Genomic DNA, 17333 nt, shown 5'->3' with positions numbered 1-17333 from the left:
TCGCCCGCCTGTAATTCGCCGCGCTTCTGGGCCATAAGGTGCCCATGAAGTTCCTCGACCAGGCCAAGATCTATATTCGCTCCGGCAACGGCGGCGCGGGCTCCGTCTCGTTCCGCCGCGAAAAGTTCATTCCCAACGGCGGACCCGACGGCGGCGACGGCGGCAAGGGCGGCGACGTCTGGGTCGAGGCCGCCGACGGGCTGAACACCCTGATCGACTTCCGCTATCAGCAGCACTTCAAGGCCCAGACCGGTCACCACGGTCAGGGCCGCCAGATGCACGGCGCCAAGGGCGAGGATGTGGTCCTGCGCGTTCCCGTCGGCACCCAGGTGCTGGACGAGGACAAGGAGACGGTGCTCGTCGATCTGGATGAGCCGGGCATGAAGGTGAAGCTGCTGTCCGGCGGCAACGGCGGCTGGGGCAACACCCGCTTCAAGGGGCCGGTCAATCAGGCGCCGCGCCACGCCAACCCCGGCCAGGACGGTCAGGAGCGCTGGATCTGGCTGCGGCTGAAGCTGATCGCCGACATCGGTCTGGCGGGCCTGCCCAATGCGGGCAAGTCGACCTTCCTGTCGGCCGTCTCGGCGGCGCGGCCCAAGGTGGCGGACTATCCCTTCACCACCCTGACGCCCAACCTCGGCATGGTGGACCTGAGCCCGTCGGAACGCTTCGTCATCGCCGACATCCCCGGCCTGATCGAAGGCGCCAGCGAGGGCGCAGGCCTCGGCACCCGCTTCCTGGGCCACGTCGAGCGTTCGGCCAGTCTGATCCACCTGATCGACGGCACGCAGGACGATGTGGTCGAGGCCTATCGCATCATCCGCGGCGAGCTGGAGGCCTATGGCGAGGGTCTGGGCGACAAGACCGAGATTCTGGCCCTGAACAAGATCGACGCCCTGACGCCTGAAGTGCGCGAGGAAAAAGCGGCGGCGCTGGAAGCGGTCGCGGGCCGCCGTCCCATGCTGGTGTCCGGCGTCTCGGGCGAAGGCGTGACCGACCTGCTGCGCGCCGCCTGGGCCGAGGTCAAGCTGACCCGCGGCGAAGTCACCGACGAGGGCGAGGACGTCATCCCCGAAACGCCGGGCGGCTGGCAGCCGTAAGGGGCTGAGGTTCTCCTCCCCATGCAAATGGGGAGGTGGCGCGGACGCGCAGCGTCCGTGACGGAGGGGCCGGTTGGTTCCGCTGGCGTAAAGCCCCTCCACCACTTCGTGGTCCCCCTCCCCATTGCATGGGGAGGAAAGCGAAGCGCGGATGACGCCGCGCCTTCCGCCCCCTATGTTCGCGCCATGACCGACGCGACCGCCGAATCCGAAATCCCCGCCCGCCCTCTGACTCAGGACGGGCCGCCCCTGCGGCTGTGGATGATCGACGCCTCGGCCTACATCTTCCGCGCCTATCACGCCCTGCCGCCGCTGACCCGCAAGTCGGACGGCCTGCCCGTGGGCGCGGTGCAGGGCTACTGCAACATGTTGTGGAAGCTGCTGAAGGACATGAAGGGCGAGGATGGTCCGACGCACCTGGTCGCCGTCTTCGATCACTCAGAGAAGACCTTCCGCAACGCGCTCTACGATCAATACAAGGCCCACCGTCCCCCGGCGCCCGAAGATCTGGTGCCGCAGTTCCCGCTGGTGCGCGAGGCGACCAAGGCCTTCGGCGTCCACTGCGTCGAGATGGCCGGCTATGAGGCCGACGACCTGATCGCCACCTACGCCTGTCAGGCGCGCGACGCGGGCGGCGAGGCGGTGATCGTCAGCTCCGACAAGGATCTGATGCAGCTGATCGGCGACGGCGTGGTCATGTACGACCCGATGAAGGACCGCCGCCTTGAAGAAGAGGCCGTGTTCGAGAAGTTCGGCGTCACGCCCGACAAGGTCGTCGAGGTTCAGGCCCTGATCGGCGACAGCGTCGACAACGTCCCCGGCGCCCCCGGCATCGGCCCCAAGACGGCGGCCCAGCTGATCCATGAATACGGCGACCTCGACACGCTTCTGGCCCGCGCGGGCGAGATCAAACAGCCCAAGCGCCGCGAGACGCTGATCAATTTCGCCGACCAGATCCGCCTGTCGCGCGAACTGGTGAAGCTGGACTGCCACGCGCCGATTCCCGAGCCGATCGCCGACTTCATCATCCGCGACCCGGACCCGGCGACCCTGTCGGACTTCCTTGAGACGATGGAGTTCCGCTCGCTGGCCCGCCGGGTCGGCGACGGCAAGGCGCCGCAGAAGGAAGGCTCGGCCTTCGCCCGCCCGCTCAGCGCGCCGGTGGCTGCGCCGCGCTATGGCCAGACCGAGGCCGCCGCCCCGGCCGAGACCCACGCCGTCGACCACGATCGCTATGCGTGCGTGCAGACGTTGGAAGACCTCGACCGCTGGATCGCGCGGGCCAAGGCGGCGGGCGTGATCGGTTTCGACACCGAGACGGACGCCCTGTCCTCGACCCACGCCGGGCTGTGCGGCCTGTCGCTGGCGGTCGGGCCGAACGAGGCCTGCTACATCCCCCTGACGCATGAGCACGAACCGACCAGCGACGGCGGTCTGGACTTCGGCGACGGCGGCGACGCCCGCCCGCCGCTGGTGCAGATCGACAAGGCCACGGCTCTGGCCCGGCTGAAGCCGCTGCTGGAAGATCCGTCGGTTCTGAAGGTCGGCCAGAACATCAAATACGACCTGACCGTCATGGCGCGACGCGGCGTGCGCGTCGCCCCGATCGACGACACCATGCTGATTTCCTATGTGCTGGAAGGCGGGATGCACGGCCACGGCATGGACGAGCTGTCGCGCCTGCACCTCGGCCACGAGCCGATGACCTTCAAGAGCGTGGCGGGGACCGGCAAGAGCCAGAAGAGTTTCAAGCACGTCGATCTGCCGGTCGCGACCCGCTACGCCGCCGAGGATGCGGACGTGACTCTTCGCCTGCATCGCCTGCTGAAACCGCGTCTGGCGGCCGAGGGACTGTCCACCGTCTATGAAACGCTGGAGCGCGGCATGCCCGCCGTTCTGGCCGACATGGAGCAGGCAGGCATTCGCGTCGATCCGGACCGGCTGCGTTCGCTGTCCTCGACCTTCGGCCAGCGCATGGCCGAGCTGGAGGAAGAGGCGCACAAGCTGGCCGGCCGCCCCTTCAACGTCGGCAGCCCGCGCCAGATCGGCGAGATCCTGTTCGGCGAGATGAACCTGCCCGGCGGCAAGAAGACCGCCAGCGGCCAGTGGGGCACCGACGCCAGCGTGCTGGAAGACCTGGCCCAGACCCACGCCCTGCCGCGCACCATTCTGGACTGGCGCCAGCTGTCCAAGCTGAAGGGCACCTATACCGACGCCCTGGTGGCGGCGATGGACCCGCAGACGAACCGGATCCACACCTCCTATCAGCTGGCGGCGGCGACGACGGGGCGTCTGGCCTCAAGCGATCCCAACCTGCAGAACATCCCGATTCGCACCGAGACCGGCCGCCAGATCCGTCAGGCCTTCATCGCCTCGCCGGGTCATGTGCTGATCAGCGCCGACTATAGCCAGATCGAGCTGCGCCTGCTGGCCCACATCGGCGACATCCCCGAGCTGAAGCGCGCCTTCAAGGCCGGGCTCGACATCCACGCCGCCACCGCCAGCGAGATGTTCGGCGTGCCGGTCGAGGGGATGCCCGCCGAGACCCGCCGCCGGGCCAAGGCCATCAACTTCGGCATCATCTACGGCATCAGCGCCTTCGGCCTGGCCGCCCAGCTGGGCATCGATCAGGGCGAGGCCGGGGCCTATATCAAGACCTATTTCGAGCGCTTCCCCGGCATCCGCGCCTATATGGACAGGACCAAGGCGCTGGTGAAGGAGCAGGGCTTCGTCACCACCGTCTTCGGGCGGCGCATCCACATTCCGGCCATCCACTCCAAGTCGGGCGCCGAGCGTCAGTTCGGCGAGCGCGCGGCCATCAACGCCCCGATCCAGGGCGCCGCCGCCGACATCATCCGCCGCGCCATGATCCGTATGCCCGGCGCCCTGCTTGAGGCCGGTCTTCAGACCCGGATGCTGCTGCAGGTCCACGACGAACTGGTGTTCGAGGCGCCCGAGGCCGAGGCCGAACGCGCCGTCGCCGTCATCCGCCGCGTGATGGAGACCGCCGCCGAACCGGCCGTGGCCCTGAGCGTTCCGCTGGATGTCGAAGCCAAGGCCGCCGGCAACTGGGATGACGCGCACTAACGCCAACCAAGGATGACGACATGAGTCTGGATCCCGAAATCCGCGACAACGAAGACGCCAAACGCTACGAGCTGGACGTCGACGGCGAGACCGCCGTGGTCATCTACAACCCCGTCGCGGGCGGGCGGCTGATCACCGAGACCATCGTGCCGGTCCCGTTGGAAGGGCGCGGCATCGCCAGCCGCATGGCCAAGCACGTCCTCGCCGATCTGAAGTCGAAGGACCTGCTGATCCTGCCGACCTGCCCCTTCTTCTCCAGCTATCTGAAGAAGCACCCAGAATACGCCGATCAGGTGCATCCGACCTATCGGGCAATGCTGGGCCTTTAGGCCATCGCTTCAAGCCCCGCCTCCTGCTAGGGCGGGGCGATGAAGTCTTCAGACATCGACGTCCTGATCGTCGGCGCCGGCGCGGCCGGCATGATGTGCGCCATCGAGGCGGGCAAGCGCGGTCGCCGCGTGCGCGTGATCGATCACGCCCGCGCGCCCGGCGAAAAGATCCGCATCTCGGGCGGCGGCCGCTGCAATTTCACCAATCTGGGGACGAGCGGCGCCAACTTCCTGGGCGAAAACCCGCGCTTCGCCCTGTCGGCCCTGCGACGCTTCACCCAGCACGACTTCATCAAGATGGTCGATCGCCATGGCGTCGCCTGGCACGAGAAAACCCTCGGCCAGCTGTTCTGCGACGACAGCGCCAAGCAGATCATCCGTATGCTGACAGATGAGATGAAGGCGGCGGGCGTCACCCTGTCGCTGGGCCTCGGCGTCAAGGCGGTGGAGCGCGCGGGCGATCGTTTTCAGGTCGATCTGGATGATGGAGCACGCGTGACGGCGGCCTCGCTGGTTGTGGCGAGCGGCGGCAAGTCCATTCCCAAGATGGGCGCCACCGGCTGGGGCTATGAGGTCGCGCGGCGCTTCGGCCTGCGCGTCACCGACACCCGACCCGCGCTGGTTCCCCTGACGTTCGAGCCGGGGCTGCTGGAGCAGTTGAAGCCGCTGGCGGGCGTATCGGTCGACGCCGTGGTGCGGCACAAGGCGCCCAAGGACGCGGGCGCAGGCCGTCCGACCAGGGAAACCGTCTTCCGCGAAGGCCTGTTGTTCACCCATCGCGGTCTGTCGGGGCCGTCGATCCTTCAGATCAGCTCCTACTGGCGCGAGGGCGAAGCGATCACCGTCGATCTGGCCCCTGACCGCAATGCCGCCGCTGAAATTCTGGCCGCCAAGACCGATAACGGCAAGCAGGCCGTTCACACGGCCGTCGGCCACGTCGTGCCGCGCCGTCTGGCCGAGGCCCTGTGCGCGCGCGAAAACCTGTCGGGCAAGCTGGCCGAGGTCGGCGACAGGAAGCTGCGCGCCCTGGCCGAGGCGGTCAACGCCTGGACGGTCAAGCCGGTCGGCTCGGAAGGCTATCGCACCGCCGAGGTCACGCTGGGCGGGGTCGACACCGCCGCCCTGGATCAACAGACGATGGAGGCCAGGACCGTCCCCGGCCTGTTCTTCATCGGCGAGGTCGCGGACGTGACCGGCTGGCTGGGCGGCTACAACTTCCAGTGGGCCTGGTCGTCGGGCTGGGCGGCGGGCCAGCACTGCTGACAATAGGCGCCCTTCAGGCCGCCAGCCCGGCCGCCTGCATCAGGGGTTTCAACGTCTGCACCGCCTGCGGCTCGGCGCTGAGGGCGGCGCGGGCGTCCGGGCCGCGGATCAGCCGCACAGCCTCGTCGCGGGCGCGCGTCGCCGCCGGGCCGGTCGGTCCGGTTTCACCCGCCGCCAGACGCAACAGGACCGCCAGCTTCTGCGGGATCGGGGCGGCGGAGCGGGTGATCTGTGCAACCAGCCGCGCGTCCGCCTCGATCGCCCCGCCGACCTGACCGAGGGCGTCGATGACGGCCTGCGCCTCCTTCTGCGGCAGGTCCGCGTAGCCGACGGCGCGTTGCAGATCGGCCAGCGACATAAGCCTCTGTCCAGGCAGAGGCGCGCTCGTCGCCGTTCGGCCCCGCATTTCATTCTCGAACCGAAGAGAGCCGACACAGGCGTTCAGCCAGCGCGCCGCCGCCCGCTTGTTGGCTGCGCCGGTGACGTTTTCGCACAGCCACGTCAGCCGCTCCGCTTCAGCCAGCACCGTGGTGCAATCGGCGACGCAGGCGGCGACGAAATCGGCGGCGACCAGACTGCGCGAACGTTCGGTGAAGGCGGTCTGCACCTCTTCCAGGGTCAGCAGCCGGCCCGCCGTGGCCGTCAGCGCCGTCGCCAGAACGCGCAGCGTGTCGATCTCGCCGGCCGCATCGCCGGGCCGCAGGCGCCGCCGCCCCATCAACTCACGCTGCACCACACGCGCCAGGGCGGACGCCAGCAGGGGAAACTCTCCCGCCGCCAGCCGCGCGCCCAGACGGGCGGGCGGGCCGTCGACCGACGGCGCCAGCAGGGACAGGCGCGGATCATCGGCGATGAGGGCGCCGACCTCCACCGGGGCGGCCATGCGCACCGCCGCCGCCAGGATCACGCCCGGATCCAGCCCCGGCCCCAGCACCTGCGCCAGCCCCGCCCCCGAGCCGAGAAGTTCACACAGGATCTGCTCCACCGGCACGAAGACCAGCGCCCGCGGCGGCCCCGCAGGCGGCGCCTGATCGCACAGGTCCATCAGCCGCTCCAGCCGCGACCGCGCGCCATCCAGACCGCGCAATGAAGCCGCCACAGCCCCGCCCATCCGAAAAGCCCGCTCGGATGAGCCGGTCAGGCGCACCGCCACCTCGGCGACGGGCAGCGTCCGCAGGTCCGCAAAGGCCCCGTTGCGGCCCGCCTTCAACAGCCGCTCCACCGCCTGTTCGGTCAGGCGCTGATAATGGCGAATCCGTTCATGCACCGACTGTCCCGGCATTGAGCGGGCCTCGGGAGCAGCCACCTTCTGTATGGCGTGCTGCAACTCCACGCCCGAAGCTTCCAGCCGTTCTGCCAGATCGGGCCGGTGCAGCAGTTCAAAGGCCGTGGCCTCGTGCCGGGTCAGCCAGGCCTCCAGCACCCGCCCGATCGTCTCTCGCGCATGGGGGGCATAGAGGTCGCGCGCGCTGCGACAGGCCGGGCCGGGCGGCGCGGACGGCTCGACACGGCGTCGTTTCAGCATCGGCGCGCCGCGGGTCAGGATGACGGCGCTGGCGAACGCCATCGTTTCCGGGTCCAGCGTCTCACGCGTGATGCGCACCGCCACGGCCTGACGCTCGCGCATCAGCTCATCGGCGGCGTCCAGGGCGCGGCGCCGGTCCTCCGTCGCATGGGACAGGGACCAGTCGTCCGGCGCAGCCCGCCGGATATGAATCTCATAGTGAACCGGACCGGCCATGGCGCCTTGCGTCGACAAAGGAGCGGCATCCTGGCGTTGCAGGCTTTAAGGCAAGGTTTCGTCTTTTCTGTGCGCGGGTTGAAAGCATCGCCGGGTCAGACCATTTTGCATTGGCCGTAATGTCACCGCGAAAGCATAGAACGGTTACGCTTGCCGTGCGTTATCGGACAAGGCGGCCGATCAGGCGATCGCCCCGCCCGCACTAAGGAGAAGCCCTTGGCTAACATCACCCTGGTCGACGACGACGAGAACATCGTGGCCTCCGTCTCATTGGCGCTGGAAAGCCACGGCCACACGGTGACCGCCTATCACGACGGCGCCTCGGGCCTGGAAGCGCTGGAGGCCACGCCGCCCGACCTGGCGATCCTGGACGTCAAGATGCCCCGCATGGACGGCATGGAAGTGCTGCGCCGCCTGCGCCAGACCTCCAGCATCCCGGTTATCATGCTGACGTCCAAGGACGAGGAAATCGACGAAATCCTCGGCTTCAACCTCGGCGCCGACGACTACATCCACAAGCCCTTCAGCCAGCGCCTGCTGATTGAACGGGTCAAGGCCCTGCTGCGCCGCGCAGGCGTGGAAGGTCTGGACCCCATCGACCCCGCCGCCGTCGAAGCCGGCAAGGCGATCAAGCGCGGCAAGCTGTCGATGGACCCGGCCCGCCACGAATCGACCTGGGACGGGCGTCCGGTGAAGCTGACCGTCACCGAGTTCCTGCTGCTGCAGGCTCTGGCCCAGCGCCCCGGTTTCGTGAAGAGCCGCGACAACCTGATGGACGCTGCCTATGACGATCAGGTCTATGTCGATGATCGCACCATCGACAGCCATGTGAAACGGATGCGAAAGAAGTTCCGCATGGTCGATCCTGAATTCGACGCTATCGAGACTCTGTATGGCGTCGGATACCGCTACCGCGAGAGCTGAAACCGAAGACGTCCGGGCGCGGCGCCGATTCCGCTTCGGCGGATCGCGCCTTGGCGGCTTCATTCTCGCCCTCAATCTCCTCAGCCTGCTGATCCTGTTCGGCGGCGCGCTGCTGCTGAACGAGTGGAAGCGCGGCCTGATCGAGGCGCGTCAGGAATCCCTCAGCGTCCAGGCTGAACTTCTGGCCAACGTCCTGGGCGAACTGGGCATCACCCAGGGCGACCCCTATCCCATGTTGGATGACCGCGCGGCCGCCCTGTGGCTGCGCGACAACTTCATTCCGGCAGGCCAGCGCGCCCGCCTGTTCGACATGGACGGGATCGAAGTGTCCGACTCCTATCGGGTCAGCGACACCATTCCGGGCGCCCCCCTGCCCCCCGCCCATCCGGCCGGGACGGCCCTGGCCCCCATCGAGCCGTCACAGCGCGAGACGGCGCGTCTGGAACGCGCCGACGCCGAACTGTCCGCCGAGGTCGAGCGCGCCCTGCAGGGCGTCCCCCAGGCCGGTCTGCGCCGCAGCGAGGAAGGCGAGCGCGTCGTCTCCGTCTCCCTGCCCGTGCGCCATGTGCAACAGGTTCTGGGCGTGCTGACGCTGGAGGCCGGGGACGTCAACGCCACCCTGGCGGCCCAACGGCGGGCGCTGACGCCCTTCGCTCTGGTGGCGCTGGCGGTCAATCTTCTGGCCTCGCTGGTGCTGCACCTGTTCGTGGCGCGGCCCGTGATGCGGCTGTCGGCGGCGGCGGATCAGGTCCGCCTGCAGCGCGCCCGCGCCATCTCCCTGCCCGACCTTCAGGATCGTCGCGACGAGATCGGCGACCTGGCCCGGGCGCTGGAATCCATGACCGACACCCTGTCGACGCGGATGGACGCCATCGAGCGTTTCGCCGCCGATGTCAGCCATGAAATCAAGAATCCCCTGACCTCGATCCGTTCGGCGCTGGAGACCCTGCCCCTGGTCAAGACCGAGGAACAGCGCGAGCGCCTGACCAATCTGCTGCAACAGGATGTGCGGCGTCTGGACCGCCTGATCACCGACATCTCCAACGCCTCGCGGCTGGACGCCGAACTGTCGCGCGACCGGCCCCGCGCCATCGACCTGAAGGAGCTGCTGGGCGACATCATCGGCGTCTATGAGGCCGGCCAGAAGCCGGGCGAGGTTCCGGTGCATTTCGTCGCCGCCGCCGACAACGCCAAGGTCGTGGGCCGCGACATTCCGCTGGGTCAGGTGTTCCGCAACCTGATCGACAACGCCCGTTCCTTCAGCCCGCCCGACGGCGAAGTGCGCGTCAGTCTTGAGCGCGACGAAAGCCAGCCCGACCTGCCGCTGGTGATCCGCGTCGACGACGACGGCCCCGGAATCCCCTCGGAAAACCTGGAGACGGTGTTCCAGCGCTTCTACACCTCACGGCCCAAGGGGGCGGCCTTCGGCGCCAATTCGGGGCTGGGCCTGTCGATCGTGCGCCAGATCATCGACGCCCACGGCGGTCGCGTCCACGCCGAGAACCGCACCGACGCGGACGGCAGGACGACCGGCGCCCGGTTCGAGGTGCGCCTGGCCGCATCCGGCCGTCGCGCGTGATCGCTCCGGCGCGCCAGCCCCTTCACGCCACCGCCGTCGCCCTGCGTCTGAACGAGGGGTGGCGCGGCGTGCTGATTCAGGGACCGTCCGGCGTCGGCAAGAGCGATCTGGCCCTGCGGCTGATGCATCACGGCTGGCGACTGGTCGGCGACGACAGGGTCGAGGTCTTCGCCTGCGACAGCGCCCTTTACGCCGCCCCGCCTGCCGCCATCGCCGGGCGGATGGAGGTGCGCGGCCTGGGGATCATCGCCCCCGCCTTCCTGCCTATGTCACGGGTCGTCCTGTCGCTGCATCTGGTTCATGAGACGCTGGAGCGAATGCCCGAACCGGCACAAGACGAGCTCGAGGGAATTACGCTTCCGCGCCTGTTTCTGGACCCCCGCCCAGCGTCTGCGCCGCAGGTCCTGACAGCGGCGATGCGCCGCCTGACGACGCCATCGCAAGGGCGCGACGACGGCGCCCTTTGATCCACGTCGCGATTGGCCTATGAAACAAGGCTTGGCGCTCGCTCAGGCGGGCTGGGGATGTCTTTGGTGAAGCCTATATGATCGGGCTGGTGATCGTCACCCACGGGGGCCTGGCCTCCGAATTCCTGTCGGCGATGGAGCATGTGGTGGGGCCGCAGCGCGGCGTCGCCGCCATCTGCATAGGCCCTGACGACGACATGGAGCGGCGCCGCCGCGACATCGTCGACGCCGCCGCCGCTGTCGATGAAGGCGAAGGCGTCATCCTGCTGACCGACATGTTCGGCGGCACGCCGTCCAACCTGGCCATCTCGGTGATGGAGCAGACCGGCGCCGAGGTCATCGCCGGCCTGAACCTGCCCATGCTGATCAAGCTGGCCAGCGTGCGCGGCCGCGAGAGTCTTGAGGCCTGCGTGGCCCATGCCCAGGACGCAGGTCGTAAATACATCTCGGTCGCATCGTGGGTGCTGGCGGGCGAAAAATGAGCGACCTCGCTCCTTCCGCCCAGGCGGTGCTGAACATCTGCAACCAGCGCGGCCTGCATGCGCGGGCCTCGGCCAAGTTCGTCAAACTGGCCTCGGAGTTCGAATCAGAAATCCAGGTGACGCGCGACGGGGTGACGGTGGACGCCCGCTCGATCATGGGCCTGCTGATGCTGGGCGCCGGGATCGGCTGCGACGTGCAGGTTGCCGCCGAAGGGCCGGACGCCGCCGAGGCCGTCGCCGCTCTCAGCGATCTGGTCGCCCGACGCTTCGACGAAGACCAGTAGCCGCTTCAGGCCGTTTCTTCGGGATTATCGCAGGCGTCTTCGGGCGGAACCTGATTGCCGTCCCCCGCCCGATCCGTGCGGTCGCGGAACAGGGCGGCGCGGGCCAGAATGATCAACGTCACCGGCGTGGTGATGGTGAAGAAGACCCCGATCAGCAACTCGCGCGGCATGAACCGCTGCTCCAGCGCAGTGAAAAAGACGAACGACCCGGCCAGCAGCAGGGCCATGCCCAGCGTCGCGCCCAGCGTCGGCGCATGGACCCGCTCATAGAAGGTGCGCAGCCGGATCAGGCCCAGCGCCCCGATCAGCGTCACCGCCGCCCCCGCCAGCGACAGCAGGGTGGTCAACGCCAGCACCCAGCCGGGAAGCTCTGTCGCCGTCATTCGATCACCTCGCCGCGCATCAGGAATTTGGCCATGGCGACGGTCGAGGCGAAGCCCAGCATGCCGATGATCAGGGCCGCGTAGAAATAGAGGTCGCTGCCGGTCCTCACCCCGAAGGCGATGATCTGCAGCATTCCCGCCTGATACAGGGTGTCCATGCCCAGAATGCGGTCCTGCGCCCGCGGTCCGGTGATGACACGCCAGACTGCGATGCCCATGGCCCCGGCCAGCATCAGCTGGGTCAGCACCATCCCCCAATAGAAGACGGCGGCCATCATTCGAAGATCTCCATCAGGCGACGCTCATACCGACCCTTGATCACACCCGCCCAGTCGTCCTCGGACTTCAGATCGAGGATGTGCAGCAGAAGACTGCCGCTGGCCTCTTCATACTCGACCCAGATAGTGCCGGGCGTGCTGGTGATGATGATGGCCAGTATGCCAAGCGCGTAGCGGTTGCGCAGGGCCAACGGGATGTGAACAAAGCCCGCAACACGCACCGGTCGGCCCCGCCGGTCGCCGCGCATGACCAGACGCGCCACCTCCCAGTTCGAGCGCACCACATCGCCCGCCACGACCGCCATCAGGCCCAGGATGACCAGCGGACGACGCACCCGCACCGGCTCGACGTCCAGCGCCCGCATCACATGAGGCGCGGCCACAGCAGCCAGCAGGGCCAGCGCCAGAGACGGCGGCGCCACCGAGGCGCTCATCAACAGAGAAGCCCCGAACAGGGCCAGCGACAGTATGGGGTGCGGAAGAACGGCCCGGATCATGCGCCGCCTCCCAGCACCGCGCGGACATAGGCGTCCGGCCGTCCCAACCAGTCGGCCGTATGGGCGGCATAGGCGAAGGCCGACTCGCCGAATACCGCCAGTAGGACGCAGGCGCTCAACAGGCCGGTGATGGCGACCATCTCGGTCGCGCCGATGACCACCGGCGCCTCTTCTTCGTCACGCGACCACAGGGCCGCCATGCCCAGACGCGTCAGCCCGATCAGCGCCCCGAGGCTGGACAGGGACAGGGCGATGATGACCAGGATCGCCGCCACGCCGCCCGCCTTGGCCAGGGCGTCGATCATCGCCAGCTTGCCGATGAAGGCCGACAGCGGCGGCAGCCCGGCCAGCATCAGGGTGCACAGCAGGAACAGTCCGCCCAGCGCCGCGACGGCCGCCGGAATGACCAGACCCGGCTCATTGCGCTCTTCATCGTCGAAGGGATCGCTGAACTCATCCTCGAACACGGCCCGGCCCGAGCGGGCGCCGGGGTCCTGCCCCCGGTTCAGCACCTCGCCCAGCATGAACAGGGCGCCGCAGGCCAGGGTCGAGCCGACCAGATAGAAGACCGCGCCGCCAAGCGCATCCAGATCCCCGGTCCCCGCCACGGCCAGCACCGTGCCCGACGACACCATGACCGCATAGGCCGCCGCACGCACCAGATCGCGAGCCGCGATCATGCCCGCCACGCCGAACGCCATGGTGGCCAGACCACCGGCCAGCAGCCAGACCTCGCCGAATCCGGCCGATCCGGCAGCGCCCGCGCCGAACAGCAGCAGGCTGAGGCGGATGACGACATAGGCGCCGACCTTGGACAGGATGGCGAACACCGCCGCCGCCGGGGCGCTGGCCGCCGAATAGGTGGTGGTCAGCCAGAAGCCCAGCGGCCACATGGCGCATTTGGTCAGGAAGGCCACACCCAGCACGGCGGCGCCGACGTGGAACAGGCCGCGATCCTGCGCCGCGATGCCGGGAATCTTCTGGGCCAGATCGGCCATGTTCAGCGTACCCGTCACCCCATAGATCAAGCTGACCCCGATCAGGAACAGCATGGAGGCCGTCAGGTTGACGGCGATATAGGCCAGTCCCGCGCGGATACGCGCCTCACCCGAGCCGTGCAGCGCCAGCCCATAGGAGGCGGCCAGCATGATCTCGAAGAAGACGAACAGATTGAACAGATCGCCCGTCAGGAAGGCGCCGTTGACCCCCATGACCAGCAACAGGAACAGGGCGTGGAAACGCGGCCCCGCCCGGTCCCACCGCGCCAGGGCGAAGATCAGCGAACAGGCGCCCAGCACGCTGGTCAGGGCCACCATCAGGGTCGACAGACGGTCGGCCACCAGCACGATGCCGAACGGCGCGGGCCACTCGCCCAGCCTATAGACGCGCGCCGTATCCCCCCCGCCCACGGCGCCGGTGGCGCTTTCATGCAGCAGGGCCAGCGCCATGACCAGAATGGCCGCCATGGCGAACAGGCTGAGCCCGCCCTTCAACAGGCGGCGCCGCTCGTCGAACAGCAGCATGGCGGCGGCGATGACCATCGGCAGGACGATGGGGCCGATGATCAGGTGTTCCTGCCAGTGGGTCATTCCGCCGGCTCCTGTCCGTCGACGTGGTCGCTGCCGGTCTCCCCGCGCGAGGCCAGCAGCACCACCAGGAAGAGGGCCGTCAGCGCAAAGCTGATGACGATGGCCGTCAGCACCAGGGCCTGCGGCGTCGGGTCGGCGTAGAGGGCGGGGTCTTCGGCGCCCTTGACCGTCACCGGCGCGGCGGCCGTGCGCAGCCGCCCCATCGAGAAGATGAACAGGTTCACCGCATAGGATGCCAGAGACAGGCCGATGATGACCTGAAAGGTGCGCGGCCGCAGCAGCAGCCACACGCCCGATGCGGTCAGCACCCCGATGGCGAGGGCCAGGACGAGCTGCATCATGACGGCTCTCCTGCGGCTGTTTCAGGCAGGCCTTCGACCGCTGCGGCTTCGGCGGCGGCTTCTTCGACCCGCGCCCGGCGCAGCGACTGGTGCGCCAGGGCGACCAGGATCAGCACCGTGGCGCCGACCACCAGAACGACCACGCCCAGATCGAACAGAACCGCGCTGGCCAACGGCACGCGTCCCAACAGCGGCAGATCCGCATACTGGAAGCCCATGGTCAGGAAGGGTCGCCCCATCACCCAGGCGGCGGCTCCGCTGGCGGCGGCCAGCAACAGGCCCGCGCCGATCCACAGAATGGGCCGGATCGTCAGCCGCTCTTCCACCCAGGCGGCGCCCGAGGCCATGTATTGCAGGATGAAGGCGATCGACAGCGCCACCCCGGCAGCAAAGCCCCCGCCCGGTTGGTCGTGCCCGCGCAGGAACAGATGCACCGCCAACAGGATGATGAAGGGGAACATCAGCCGCATGACCACGGCCGGGATCATCATGGTGTCCTTAAGGGTATCGCCCTCGGACCGTCCTTCGCGCAGGCGGTCGGACTCGTCCTGAACCTGTTTCTGCATCGGGCGTGACAGGCTGTCCGTGGCCGGCCGGAACCGGCGCAGCAGGGCCAGCACCGTCAGCCCCACCACGCCCAGCACGGTGATCTCGCCAAAGGTGTCGAAGGCGCGGAAGTCGACCAGGATGACGTTGACGATGTTGCGTCCGCCCGCCTCTTCATAGGCGCGTTCGACGAAGAAGCGCGAAATGCCCTCGACCGGCGGGCGGACCATGACAGTCCAGGCCACGATCGCCACCCCGGCGCCCGCCGCCACGGCGATCAGCCAGTCCAGACGACGGCGCCAGCGGGCACGGCGCTGCTCGCCCGGCGGGACGTTGATCTCCTCCAGCCGCTTGGGCAGCCAGCGCAGGCCCAGCAGCAGCAGCACCGTCGTCACCACCTCGACCACCAGCTGCGTCAGCGCCAGATCCGGCGCCGACAGCCACACGAAGGTCAGACAGCTGGCCAGCCCCGCCCCGCCCATCAGGGCGACGGCGGCCAGGCGGTGATATTTGGCCTGCCAGGCGGCCGCCACGGCGCAGGCGCCGCCGACCAGCCACAGCCCGGCGAAGGCCAGATTGTGCGGCTGCGGCGTGCGGAACTCGGGCCAGACGATGACGAAGCCCGCCGTCGCCGCCGCCCCTCCGGCCAGCAGGGCCGTCAGCACGATCAGGCGCAGCTGCGGTTGAAGCCGCCGCGTGCCCAGACGCGCCTCGACCGTTTCCGACAACCGCGTCAGCAGGGTCATCGACCGCTCGAACAGATAGCCGCCATTCAGTCGCTTCATCCCCCACGGGCCGCCGCGCGGATTGGCGTTCAGCGCCTTGCCGAAGACGACATAGAGGGCGATGCCGCTCGCCATGGCCACGACGCTCAACAGCAGCGGCAGGTTGAAGCCGTGCCACAGCGACAGGCTGTAATAGGGCAGATCGAAGCCCAGAATGGACACCGCCGCGCTGCGCAGGAACGGCCCCACCGTCAGCGCAGGAACGACGCCGACCAGCAGGCACAGCGCCGCCAGCACCTCGACCGGGCGACGCATCCAGCCCGGCGGCTCATGCGGGACGCGGTCCAGCTTGGTCGGAGGCGGGCCGAAGAAGGTGTTGTGTATGAAGCGCAGCGAATAAAGAACGCTGAAGGCGCTGGCCAAGGTCGCCAGCACGGGCAGGGCCTGATTCAGGCTCTTGTTCTGGGCGCTCGCCAGCGCCTCGGCCAGGAACATCTCCTTGGACAGGAAGCCGTTCAGCAGCGGCACGCCCGCCATCGCCATGGCCGCCACCATCGCCAGCGTGGCGGTGATGGGCATGTAGCGGATCAGACCGCTCAGCTTGCGCATGTCGCGCGACCCGGCCTCGTGGTCGATGATGCCCGCCGCCATGAAGAGCGAAGCCTTGAAGGTGGCGTGGTTGATGGTGTGGAAGATGGCGGCGATCGCCCCCAGGTCCGACCCCAGCCCCAGCAGCAGGCAGATCAGGCCCAGATGGCTGATGGTCGAATAGGCCAACAGACCCTTCAGGTCGTGCTGGAAGATGGCGCACCAGGCGCCCAGCAACAGGGTCGTCAGCCCGGCCCCGCCGACGATGAAATACCACATCTCCGTCTCGCCGAAGACGGGCCAGAACCGCATCAGCAGGAAGACGCCCGCCTTCACCATGGTGGCCGAGTGCAGATAGGCGCTGACCGGCGTCGGCGCCGCCATGGCGCGCGGCAGCCAGATATGGAACGGGAACTGTGCGCTCTTGGTCAGCGCCGCCAGCAGGATCAGACCCAGCGCGACCGGATAGAGGGGGTCGGCCAGAATGACGTCGCGCGCCGCCACCACGGCATCCAGATCATAGCTGCCGACGATCCGTCCGATCAGGATCATCCCGACCAGCAGGCCCACCCCGCCGGTGGCCGTGATCGTCAGGGCCATGCGGGCGCCGTCGCGCGCCGCCGCATTCTGGTGCCAGTAGCCGATCAGCAGGAAGGAGAAGAGGCTGGTCAGTTCCCAGAAGACCACCATCTGGATCAGATTGCCCGACAGCACCACCCCCTGCATCGCGCCCATGAAGGCCAGCAGGAAGGAGAAGAAACGCGGCACCGGATCCTTCGGCGACATGTAATAACGCGCATACAGCACCACCAGCGCGCCGATGCCCAGGATCAGGGCGCTGAACAGCCAGGACAGGCCGTCCAGCCGGATGATCAGATTGACGCCCAGAGACGGCAGCCAGTCGATCTGCTGCTTCAGAACCTCTCCGTCCTGGAACCGGGGCCACAGGATCGCCAGACAGATCACGCTGATCAGGGCGATGATCCACGACAGAATGGCCGCCGCCGTGCGCGCGTGGCGCGGCAGGCCCGCAGCGATCATGGCCCCGATGAAGGGCAGAACAAGGATGACGATCAGGAGAAGGCTGGCTGGCACGGGCGTTTCGATCTTCTCCGGGGTTGTGTTGGACT

The 17333-nt window shown here is 68.2% G+C and carries 16 protein-coding genes; 9 read left to right on the top strand and 7 right to left on the bottom strand.

The window, feature by feature from the left end:
- The first annotated feature begins 44 nt into the window (after window positions 1-44).
- The 4 genes from obgE to ACORJG_RS00240 all read left to right on the top strand — a co-directional run bounded on the left by obgE (window position 45) and on the right by ACORJG_RS00240 (window position 5779).
- A complete protein-coding gene (gene obgE, locus ACORJG_RS00255) occupies window positions 45-1100 on the top strand; it encodes a GTPase ObgE (protein ID WP_427790593.1) in 1056 nt (351 codons plus the stop codon).
- Between the two features lie 186 nt (window positions 1101-1286).
- Window positions 1287-4187, top strand: a complete 2901-nt coding sequence (polA, locus tag ACORJG_RS00250) for a DNA polymerase I (protein ID WP_427790591.1) — start codon at window positions 1287-1289, stop codon at window positions 4185-4187.
- Window positions 4188-4207: 20 nt separating this feature from the next.
- Window positions 4208-4516: a GNAT family N-acetyltransferase gene (locus ACORJG_RS00245; protein WP_427790589.1), complete on the top strand. Its 309-nt coding sequence runs from the start codon at window positions 4208-4210 to the stop codon at window positions 4514-4516.
- Between the two features lie 39 nt (window positions 4517-4555).
- A complete protein-coding gene (locus ACORJG_RS00240) occupies window positions 4556-5779 on the top strand; it encodes an NAD(P)/FAD-dependent oxidoreductase (protein ID WP_427790587.1) in 1224 nt (407 codons plus the stop codon).
- 13 nt (window positions 5780-5792) lie between these two features.
- Here ACORJG_RS00240 and ACORJG_RS00235 read toward each other — a convergent pair whose 3' ends face one another.
- Window positions 5793-7538, bottom strand: coding sequence for a hypothetical protein (locus ACORJG_RS00235; protein WP_427790585.1), 1746 nt, complete (start codon window positions 7536-7538; stop codon window positions 5793-5795).
- Window positions 7539-7736: 198 nt separating this feature from the next.
- On the opposite strand from ACORJG_RS00235, the gene ACORJG_RS00230 reads away from it, so the two are divergent.
- From ACORJG_RS00230 to ACORJG_RS00210, 5 genes are all read left to right on the top strand, one after another.
- Complete coding sequence (locus tag ACORJG_RS00230; protein WP_087139151.1) at window positions 7737-8444, top strand: response regulator transcription factor; 708 nt, start codon at window positions 7737-7739, stop codon at window positions 8442-8444.
- Window positions 8413-10023 (top strand): ATP-binding protein, encoded by a 1611-nt coding sequence (locus ACORJG_RS00225; RefSeq protein ID WP_427790582.1) that lies wholly within the window; start codon window positions 8413-8415, stop codon window positions 10021-10023. Before ACORJG_RS00230 ends, ACORJG_RS00225 begins: the two co-directional genes overlap by 32 nt.
- Window positions 10020-10490 (top strand): HPr kinase/phosphorylase, encoded by a 471-nt coding sequence (locus ACORJG_RS00220; RefSeq protein ID WP_427790580.1) that lies wholly within the window; start codon window positions 10020-10022, stop codon window positions 10488-10490. Before ACORJG_RS00225 ends, ACORJG_RS00220 begins: the two co-directional genes overlap by 4 nt.
- Before the next feature lie 77 nt (window positions 10491-10567).
- A complete protein-coding gene (locus tag ACORJG_RS00215) occupies window positions 10568-10972 on the top strand; it encodes a PTS sugar transporter subunit IIA (protein ID WP_346530326.1) in 405 nt (134 codons plus the stop codon).
- Window positions 10969-11256 carry an HPr family phosphocarrier protein gene (locus ACORJG_RS00210; RefSeq protein WP_427790578.1) on the top strand — a complete coding sequence of 96 codons (288 nt, stop codon included), beginning with the start codon at window positions 10969-10971 and terminating at the stop codon, window positions 11254-11256. The genes ACORJG_RS00215 and ACORJG_RS00210 overlap by 4 nt, the downstream gene beginning before the upstream one ends.
- Before the next feature lie 5 nt (window positions 11257-11261).
- On the opposite strand, the gene mnhG is transcribed toward ACORJG_RS00210, so the two are convergent.
- The 6 genes from mnhG to ACORJG_RS00180 are packed head-to-tail and all read right to left on the bottom strand — an operon-like array spanning window position 11262 to window position 17298.
- A complete protein-coding gene (gene mnhG / locus ACORJG_RS00205) occupies window positions 11262-11639 on the bottom strand; it encodes a monovalent cation/H(+) antiporter subunit G (RefSeq protein ID WP_427790576.1) in 378 nt (125 codons plus the stop codon).
- On the bottom strand, window positions 11636-11917 hold the full coding sequence (locus ACORJG_RS00200) for a K+/H+ antiporter subunit F (protein ID WP_427790574.1): 282 nt from the start codon (window positions 11915-11917) through the stop codon (window positions 11636-11638). Before ACORJG_RS00200 ends, mnhG begins: the two co-directional genes overlap by 4 nt.
- Window positions 11914-12414: a Na+/H+ antiporter subunit E gene (locus tag ACORJG_RS00195; protein ID WP_427790572.1), complete on the bottom strand. Its 501-nt coding sequence runs from the start codon at window positions 12412-12414 to the stop codon at window positions 11914-11916. Before ACORJG_RS00195 ends, ACORJG_RS00200 begins: the two co-directional genes overlap by 4 nt.
- Window positions 12411-14003: a monovalent cation/H+ antiporter subunit D gene (locus ACORJG_RS00190; RefSeq protein WP_427790570.1), complete on the bottom strand. Its 1593-nt coding sequence runs from the start codon at window positions 14001-14003 to the stop codon at window positions 12411-12413. Before ACORJG_RS00190 ends, ACORJG_RS00195 begins: the two co-directional genes overlap by 4 nt.
- Window positions 14000-14344 carry a Na+/H+ antiporter subunit C gene (locus ACORJG_RS00185; protein ID WP_427790569.1) on the bottom strand — a complete coding sequence of 115 codons (345 nt, stop codon included), beginning with the start codon at window positions 14342-14344 and terminating at the stop codon, window positions 14000-14002. The genes ACORJG_RS00190 and ACORJG_RS00185 overlap by 4 nt, the downstream gene beginning before the upstream one ends.
- Entirely contained in the window at window positions 14341-17298 is a 2958-nt protein-coding gene (locus ACORJG_RS00180) for a monovalent cation/H+ antiporter subunit A (protein ID WP_427790567.1), read from the bottom strand. The genes ACORJG_RS00185 and ACORJG_RS00180 overlap by 4 nt, the downstream gene beginning before the upstream one ends.
- Window positions 17299-17333 lie beyond the last annotated feature (35 nt).

The sequence above is a fragment of the Brevundimonas diminuta genome (assembly GCF_050310045.1).
GTDB classification, from domain to species: Bacteria; Pseudomonadota; Alphaproteobacteria; order Caulobacterales; family Caulobacteraceae; genus Brevundimonas; species Brevundimonas diminuta_F.
This window is presented reverse-complemented; position numbering and strand designations above follow the sequence as displayed.